Origin of the sequence: Sphaerisporangium rufum, assembly GCF_016863395.1 — a bacterium.
Lineage (GTDB): Bacteria > Actinomycetota > Actinomycetes > Streptosporangiales > Streptosporangiaceae > Sphaerisporangium > Sphaerisporangium rufum.
Window position 1 is genome coordinate 1 of sequence record NZ_BOOU01000022.1, and the last position, 8,529, is coordinate 8,529.

Here is an 8,529-nt window from a genome sequence, read left to right on the forward strand (position 1 = left end):
CCAGAACGCAGCGCGCGCGGAGCGCGCGCCAAGAAACACAGCGCGCCAATAAACACAGTGCAAAGTCTCGGTGGGGCGGGTACATCATCGGTGTGTTCACGTTGACATGCTCAGGGGTCCGGGTCGCCGGTTTCCGGGGGGTGGCCGGGTGACGGAGGCCCGGGCGGCCATGGCGCGGCTTCGGGCGGAGCTTGCCGGACTCGGGGTGACCGACGCGTACGAGGTGTGCGAGGACGCAATCCTTTCGGTGTGGATTGGGCTGGTCATCACCTTTAGCGATGGCTTCTACCGTTGGCGAGAGGGTGTGGTGAAACGTCAGCACTTGGGTACAGATCCGGGGGGATGCGCCATTTTGGTGGCGCACCGATACGCCGAGTTACGCGCCGACGTTCCGCCTTGGTGGGACGAGTTGGCCAGGACTCTGCGGGGGGAAGCGGCCGAGCACTACCCGTGACCCCTGCCGCTGTTCGGGGGGAGCGGTACGGTGGCCGAGATCCGGAGCGTCTTCAGATGGCTGTCGATGTCCCTGACGCTGGCCGCCGCGTTCGGCGTGGCGGGCTGCGGGCAGGTAAGGGCGCCCGTGCCGGGAGCCGGCGATGACGGCCCGGTTCGCCGGTCGGCGCCGGTCCGACCGGTCACCGATCCGCGGCTGCTGGCCTTACGCGTCATCGCCCAGCAGCCCGGCTGGCCGGGGGTGCGCCCGGTGATCGCGCCGGCGGCACGCAGCATGCCCTGCGGCCGGATGAAGTGCGTGGCCCTGACGTTCGACGACGGCCCCTTCTCCTACACCGGCGCGGTGCTGGACGCGCTGGCACGGCACCGGGCCCGGGCGACGTTCTTCGTGGTCGGCCAGATGGTGGAGCCCGCCACGGTGCCGTACCTGCGGCGGATGGCGTCGGAGGGCCACGAGATCGGCAACCACTCGTGGGACCACCCGTCGCTGACCGGGCTCGGCCCGGACGCGGTGCGCGGGCAGCTGGCGCGCACCCAGGAGGCGGTGTTCGCGGCCACCGGGGTGACCATGAGCCTGATGCGGCCGCCCTATGGCGCGACCGACGCCCGGGTGGGCGAGCAGGCCCGCCGGACCGGGCTGGCGCAGATCCTGTGGGATCTGGACACGCTGGACTGGCGGGACCGGGACACATCGCTGATCGTGCGGCGGGCGAGCGCGGCCCGGCCGGGGTCGGTGGTGCTGATGCACGACATCCACCCGACCACCGCGGCCGCGGTGCCGCGCCTGCTGGACGAGCTGGCGGCCCGCGGCTACACGTTCGTCACGGTGTCCGAGCTGTACGGACCGCGCGGCCTGGCCGCCGGCGCGCGCTACTCGGGCCGGGCCGAGGAGCGGGCGCCGCAGGCCGCGCGCTTCTGAGGTTCGCCGGCGCTCGGGGGTCAGCCGCCGCGCTTGGCGCGCGCCACGCTGCGGGCGCGGGTGGCGGCGTCCAGCACCACCTTGCGCAGCCGGACGGTCTGCGGGGTGATCTCCACGCATTCGTCCTCGCGGCAGAACTCCAGCGCCTGCTCCAGCGACAGCGCCCGCGGCGGGATCAGCTTCTCGGTCTCCTCGCTGGTGGAGGAGCGCATGTTGGTGAGCTTCTTCTCCTTGGTGATGTTGACGTCCATGTCGTCGGCCCGGGAGTTCTCCCCGACGATCATGCCCTCGTACACCTCGGTGCTCGGGGAGACGAACAGGGTGCCGCGCTCCTGGAGGTTCATCATGGCGAACGCGGTCACCGCACCGGCCCGGTCGGCGACCAGGGAGCCGGTGTTGCGGGTGCGCAGCTCGCCGAACCACGGCTCGTACGCCTCGAAGACGTGGTGCACCAGGCCGGTGCCCCGGGTCTCGGTGAGGAACTCGGTGCGGAAGCCGATCAGCCCGCGGGCGGGCACCACGAACTCCATCCGGATCCAGCCGGTGCCGTGGTTGGTCATGTGCTCCATGCGACCCTTGCGGACCGCGAGCAGCTGAGTGATCGCGCCGAGGTACTCCTCCGGGGCGTCCACGGTGAGCCGCTCCACCGGCTCGTGCACCTTGCCGTCGATGGTCCGGGTGACCACCTGCGGCTTGCCGACGGTCAGCTCGTAGCCCTCGCGGCGCATCTGCTCGACCAGGATGGCGAGCGCCAGCTCGCCACGGCCCTGCACCTCCCAGGCGTCCGGCCGGTCGGTGGGCAGCACCCGCAGCGAGACGTTGCCGACCAGCTCCTTGTCCAGGCGGTCCTTGACCAGACGCGCGGTGACCTTGGCGCCCTTGACCTTGCCGACCAGCGGGCTGGTGTTGGTGCCGATCGTCATCGAGATGGCCGGCTCGTCCACGGTGATCAGCGGCAGCGGCCGCGGGTCGTCCGGGTCGGCCAGCGTCTCGCCGATCATGATGTCCGGGATGCCGGCGATGGCGATGATGTCGCCCGGGCCGGCCTCCTCGGCGGGACGGCGCTCCAGCGCCTCGGTCATCAGCAGCTCGCTGATCTTCACCCGCTGGACGGTGCCGTCGGTGCGGCACCAGGCCACCTGCTGGCCCTTGCGGATCGTGCCCTGGTGCACCCGGCACAGCGCGATGCGGCCGAGGTAGCTGGAGGCGTCCAGGTTGGTGACGTGGGCCTGCAGCGGCGCGGACGGGTCGTACACCGGCGCCGGGATGGTGCGGGCGATCGTCTCGAACAGCGGCTCGAGGTCCTCGGAGTCGGGCATGCCGCCGTCCTGCGGGCGGCTCAAGGAGGCCCGGCCGGCCTTGGCGGAGGCGTAGACGATCGGGAAGTCGATCTGGTCCTCGGTGGCGTCGAGGTCGATGAACAGCTCGTAGACCTCGTCCACCACCTCCTTGATGCGCGCGTCCGGCCGGTCGACCTTGTTGATGCACAGGATGACCGGCATCTTGGCGGCCAGCGCCTTGCGCAGCACGAACCTGGTCTGCGGCAGCGGCCCCTCCGAGGCGTCGACCAGCAGCACCACGCCGTCCACCATGGACAGGCCGCGCTCGACCTCGCCGCCGAAGTCGGCGTGGCCGGGGGTGTCGATGATGTTGAGGGTCATGCCGCCGTGCCGGACCGCGGTGTTCTTGGCGAGAATGGTGATGCCCTTCTCGCGCTCCAGGTCGTTGGAGTCCATGACCCGCTCGTCGACGTCCTGGTTGGCGCGGAAGGCACCGGACTGCCAGAGCATGGCGTCCACCAGCGTGGTCTTGCCGTGGTCGACGTGCGCGATGATCGCGATGTTCCGCAGGTCGTCGCGGCTGTTCAAAGGCATGATGGGGATCTCGCTCTGGGTCGTGGGGCCGGCCGCGGACACTGCGGCCACGTCCATTTTAGGCGATCGCCGTTACCGCGCCGTGCCGCTCGTGGCAAGTGGGGCTTTCGTCACGCCGTTCACAAAATTTCTGGTACATGATCCACTGGGCGCTGAGCAGCGCCGGACCGGGCGATGCCCCCGTCCGGAACGGGATTAGGCACCGCGAGGAATCGGCATTCTGGACTAACACCGTCCGGCTCGGGAAGTCAATGGTCATGGACGAAGCACTCAAGGAACTCGCCGGGTCCGCCGGCCGGGCCGTCGAGTCGCTCGGCCGGCACAGGTGCAGGCGGCACACTGCGTACCAATGCAGGCTCGGGGTGTGGACGGTGGTGCTCGGCGCGTTCGTCGCCGGCATCGTCACGCCGATCTCGGTGCAGGCGGAGACGCGGGCCGCCCCGGACCAGAGCGTCGCGTCGTGCGAGGCGGTGGCCGTGAATAAGCTCGGGCCATGCCTCTCGCCGAAGCATTCCCCGCGACGCTGATCACCAAGGACGGGGTGCGGATCGACGCGGCCCACATCCCGTCACGGGGCGCGCCCGACCTCGGGGTGGTGCTCGCGCACGGCTTCACCGGCTGCTGGCGGGCGGGCACCACCCGGCGCATCGCGCACGTGCTCAGCGGTTACGGGGGCGTGGTGGCCTTCGACTTCCGCGGCCACGGCCGGTCGGGCGGCCTGTCCACGGTCGGCGACGCGGAGGTGCTCGACCTGGACGCCGCGGTGCGGCACGCCCGCTCCGCCGGCTACGCCCGGGTGGCGACGGTCGGGTTCTCGATGGGCGCGGCGGTCGCCCTGCGGCACGCCGCGCTGTACGGCGGGGTGGACGCGGTGGTCGCGGTGAGCGGGCCGGCGCGGTGGTACTACCGCGGCACCCGACCGATGCGCCAGGTGCACTGGGCGATCGAGCGGCGGCACGGCCGGCTGGCCGCCCGGCTGGCCAAGCGCACCCGCATCATGGCCGGCCGATGGGACCCGGTGCCGCTCGCACCGCACGAGGCGGCCGGGCGGATCTCGCCGACCCCGCTGCTGATCGTGCACGGGGACGCCGACACCTTCTTCCCGCTGGAACACGCGCACCAGCTGTTCGCCGCGGCGCGCGAGCCGAAGGAACTGTGGGTCGAGCCGGGGTTCGGGCACGCCGAGACCGCGGCCACTCCCGCCCTGGTCCGGCGGATCGGCGCCTGGGCGGCGGACGCGGCCCGCTGACCGCGGGCGTCGCCGTCTGATGTGACAAGTCGTACCCCCGGCTGGTTGATACCGCTATACGAGGGCATCGCCTCGGAGGTATCGTCCGGACGTTCGAGCCGCCACCGCGGTCCACGCGCAGGGGAGGTCACATGATCCTGGTGATCAATTCGGGGTCGTCGTCGGTGAAGTACCAGCTGATCGACCTCGACGCGCCGGAACGCCGGGTCACCGGCAAGATCGAGCGTATCGGTGAGGCGGGTTCGGACGTCCCCGACCACGAGGCGGCGCTGAAACGGGTGGCCGAGGAGGTCGCCATGGACTCCGGAGAGCTGGTGGCGATCGGCCACCGCGTGGTGCACGGCGGCCCCGACCTCACCGGACCGGTACTGATCACCGACGAGGTGGTCCAGAAGATCGCCGAGGCGGTGCCGCTCGCGCCGCTGCACAACCCGGCCAACCTGGCCGGCATCGAGATCGCCCGCAAGATGCGCCCGGACCTGCCGCAGATCGCCGTGTTCGACACCGCTTTCCACGCCGCGATGCCGGCCGCCGCGCGCACCTACGCCGTCGACCGCGAGATCGCCGAGCGGTACGGGGTGCGCCGGTACGGCTTCCACGGCACCTCCACCGCCTTCGTGGCCCGGGAGGCGGCGCGGTTCGCCGAGCGGCCGGCCGCCGCCAACGTCATCGTGCTGCACCTGGGCAACGGCGCCAGCGCGACGGCGGTGGCCGCCGGCCGGTGCGTGGACACCTCGATGGGCATGACCCCGCTGGAAGGCCTGGTCATGGGCACCCGGTCCGGCGACGTGGACCCCGGGGCGATCTTCCATCTGCTGCGCGCCGGCCTGCCGGCGGACCAGGTGGAGGAGATGCTCAACCACCACAGCGGCCTGGCCGGCCTGTGCGGGGACAACGACATGCGCCGGGTGCTGGAGCGGGTGAAGGCCGGGGACGCAGCCGCCGCGACGGCCTACGGGGTGTACTGCCACCGGCTGCGCCGGTACATCGGGGCGTTCTGCGCGGTGCTCGGCAAGGTGGACGTGATCGCCTTCACCGGCGGGGTGGGCGAGAACTCCGCGCAGGTCCGGCGGGACGCGCTCGGCGGTCTGGAGCCGATGGGCATCCGGCTGGATCCCATGCGCAACTCCGGCGGCGCGGGCGACGCCCCCCGGCGGGTGTCGGCGGACAACTCGCGGGTGACGGTCCTGGTGGTGCCCACCGACGAGGAGCTGGAGATCGCCCGGGAGACTTCGGCCGTAGTGGCGCGAACCAAATCCCAATAAATGTCGTCTAGGGGGGTGGAGTGTATGAGATCCACGGGACGGCGGGCCGTCCCGCGGGGGCGATCTCGGGCATCCGTGGGGCGAAGCCGTCGCCCGGCGGCGTGAGGAACGCGCCGGGCGACGGTCGCGCCGTGGGCCGAGATCAGCCGAGCCGGGCGATGGTCTTGTACTCCAGGTAGGCCGACAGGCCCTCCGGGCCCAGCTCGCGGCCGATGCCGCTGGCCTTGTACCCGCCGAACGGGGCGCAGGGATCCATGGTGTTCATGATGTTCACCCCGAACGTGCCGGTCCGGACCTGGCGGGCGATGTCCATGCCGTGCTCGGTGTCGGCGGTCCACACCGTGCCCGACAGGCCGTACTCGCTGTCGTTGGCGATGCGCACCGCGTCCGCCTCGTCGGTGTAGCCGATCACCGACAGCACCGGGCCGAAGATCTCCTCGCGGGCGATCCGCATGCTGTTGTCGACCCCGGCGAACACGGTCGGCGCGACGTACCAGCCGCGGTCGTAGGGGCGTTCCAGGCCGCCGACGACCGGCTTGGCCCCCTCCTCGATGCCGAGGCGGATGTACCCCTCGACCCGTTCCTGCTGCCGCCGGGCCACCAGCGGGCCGATCCCGGTCGCCGGGTCGGCCGGGTCGCCGACCTGCTGGCCGCCGACCATGTCCGCCACCGCCTGGACCACCTCGTCGTAGCGGGCGGCCGGGGCGAGGATGCGGGTCTGCGCGACGCAGGCCTGGCCGTTGTTCATCAGCGAGGCGATGGACAGGAAACCCATGGCGGCGCCGAGGTCGCAGTCGTCCAGGATGATCGCCGCGGACTTCCCGCCCAGCTCCAGGCTGCAGCGCTTGAGCCCTTCGCCGCAGATCGCGGCGATGCGCCGCCCGGCGGCGGTGGAGCCGGTGAAGGCGATCTTGTCCACGCCCGGGTGGGAGACCAGGTGCTCGCCCGCCTCCCGGCCGGCCGCCACGATGTTGACGACCCCGTCCGGGATGCCGGCCTCCTTGATCATCTCAGCCAGCAGGTAGGAGTCGAGCGGCGTCTCCGGTGCCGGCTTCACCACGACGGTGCAGCCCGCGATCAGCGCGGGCGCGAGCTTCGTCATGATGACGAACTGCGGGACGTTCCACGGCACGATCGCGGCGACCACGCCGACCGGCTCCCGGCGCACCGTGACCGGCCCGAAGGTGCCGGGACGCTCGTCTTCCACCGCGAAGGTCTTCCCCAGCTCGCTGAAGTACTGGAGCATGCCGAGCGGCTGGGGCGCCTGGGCGAGCTGGGAGAAGGTGATCGGGCAGCCCATCTCGGTGGTGATGATCTCCGCCATCTCCGCCTGCCGGGCCGCGTAGAGATCGGCGAGCCGGCCGACGACCTCGGCGCGCTCGGCCATGGTCATCGCCGGCCACGGGCCGTGATCGAACGCCTCCCGGGCGGCGGCGACCGCGCGGTCCATGTCGGCGGGCGTGCCGTCCGGCACCCGGCCGACGACCTCCTCGGTGTGCGGGGAGACGACGTCGATGGTGGCGGTGCCGGCGGGGGCCGCCCAGTCGCCGCCGATGAACAGACGATCGTGCTGGAGCATGCCGTTGCCTCCTGGTCGGGCGGATCTCTCAGGATGACCCGGTGATCGCGCAGTGTCACCGGGCGGAGCCGGCCGCGAAGACCCGCTCGCCTGAACCGAATCATGTTCTGCCGTCGCTGGCAAGGGGCGGGCGGACCGGCGAAATCCCGGAACGGGGGGCGAGCAAGTTCGCGAAGTGGTAGATAAGTCGCGGATGGTGTACGGCGTTCTTCCGATCGTGTGGCGTCCCCAGAAGATCGGCTTCTATAGTCGGGGCGTCCTAAGTGGGGAGGGCTGATGCGATCACATCGGCGGCCACGGTGGCCGGCCGCGGTCCTGGTGGCGCTGCTTTCGGTGCTCGCCATGCCGCCGGCCGAGGCCGAGCCGTCCCCGCAGGCCCGGCTGAACCGGCTCACCAAGCAGGCCGCCGACCTGCAGAAGGCCTACCGAGGCGAGATCCAGAGCCTGGAGGACGTCCGCCGCGCGGCGCAGAAGGCCGACGGGCGGGTCAAGAAACTCCGCGCCGACCTGGTGACGGCCGAGCAGCAGATCGCCCAGTTCTACCGCAACTCCTACATGTCAGGCAGCATCGACGGCCCGCGGGTGCTCACCTTCCAGGGTGACCCGGACGCGATCCTCGGCCAGGCCGCCACGGTCACCTACCTGGCCGAGGAGAAGCGGCAGCGGATGAACCGCATCAACGGCCTGATCAAGGAGACCGTCACCGCGGCCAAGGAGTCGGACGGCAAGATCGCCGACATGCGCAAGGAGATCCGGCGGCTGGAGGCCAAGAAGAAGGACGTCGACGCGCTGCTGAAGAAGTTCGGCTTCCAGACCCCCGACGCCGGGTCCGGCCTGACCGGCCGCATGGTCGGCATCCGCAACGTCATCATGCAGTCCTTCCCCATGCCCTTCGGCGTCGGCTGCCTGCGCCGCGGCGACCCCGGCGAGCATGGCAAGGGCCGGGCCTGCGACTTCATGATGAGCACCGGCGGCCGGATGCCCGACGCCGCCTCCCAGGCCCGGGGGGACGCGCTGGCCGAGTGGTGCATCGAGAACGGCCGCAGCCTCGGCATCATGTACATCATCTGGCGGCAGCGCTACTACGACATCCGCACCGGCGCCGGGTGGCGGCAGATGTCCGACCGCGGCGGCATCACCGCCAACCACTACGACCACGTCCACGTCTCCGTGTTCTAGGTTGTGTTTTT

The 8,529-nt window shown here is 71.2% G+C and carries 7 protein-coding genes; 5 read left to right on the forward strand and 2 right to left on the reverse strand.

Annotated features, from left to right (window positions below; all coding sequences use genetic code 11):
• Window positions 1–484 precede the first annotated feature (484 nt).
• Window positions 485–1,372, forward strand: coding sequence for a polysaccharide deacetylase family protein (locus tag Sru01_RS07610; protein ID WP_239137079.1), 888 nt, complete (start codon window positions 485–487; stop codon window positions 1,370–1,372).
• A 20-nt stretch (window positions 1,373–1,392) separates the two neighbouring features.
• On the opposite strand, the gene typA is transcribed toward Sru01_RS07610, so the two are convergent.
• Window positions 1,393–3,246, reverse strand: coding sequence for a translational GTPase TypA (gene typA, locus Sru01_RS07615; RefSeq protein ID WP_203983174.1), 1,854 nt, complete (start codon window positions 3,244–3,246; stop codon window positions 1,393–1,395).
• A 257-nt stretch (window positions 3,247–3,503) separates the two neighbouring features.
• On the opposite strand from typA, the gene Sru01_RS07620 reads away from it, so the two are divergent.
• From Sru01_RS07620 to Sru01_RS07630, 3 genes are all read left to right on the forward strand, one after another.
• Window positions 3,504–3,773, forward strand: coding sequence for a hypothetical protein (locus tag Sru01_RS07620; RefSeq protein ID WP_203983175.1), 270 nt, complete (start codon window positions 3,504–3,506; stop codon window positions 3,771–3,773).
• Window positions 3,740–4,495, forward strand: a complete 756-nt coding sequence (locus Sru01_RS07625) for an alpha/beta hydrolase (RefSeq protein WP_203983176.1) — start codon at window positions 3,740–3,742, stop codon at window positions 4,493–4,495. Before Sru01_RS07620 ends, Sru01_RS07625 begins: the two co-directional genes overlap by 34 nt.
• A 131-nt stretch (window positions 4,496–4,626) precedes the next feature.
• The gene (locus Sru01_RS07630) at window positions 4,627–5,760 is read left to right on the forward strand and encodes an acetate/propionate family kinase (RefSeq protein ID WP_203983177.1); all 1,134 of its coding nucleotides are present in this window, start codon (window positions 4,627–4,629) and stop codon (window positions 5,758–5,760) included.
• A gap of 142 nt (window positions 5,761–5,902) precedes the next feature.
• Here the strand turns inward: Sru01_RS07630 and Sru01_RS07635 are convergent, their stop codons facing one another.
• A complete protein-coding gene (locus Sru01_RS07635; protein ID WP_203983178.1) occupies window positions 5,903–7,339 on the reverse strand; it encodes an aldehyde dehydrogenase in 1,437 nt (478 codons plus the stop codon).
• Between the two features lie 276 nt (window positions 7,340–7,615).
• Here Sru01_RS07635 and Sru01_RS07640 point away from each other — a divergent pair, with 276 nt between their 5' ends.
• Complete coding sequence (locus Sru01_RS07640; protein ID WP_203983179.1) at window positions 7,616–8,518, forward strand: coiled-coil domain-containing protein; 903 nt, start codon at window positions 7,616–7,618, stop codon at window positions 8,516–8,518.
• Window positions 8,519–8,529 lie beyond the last annotated feature (11 nt).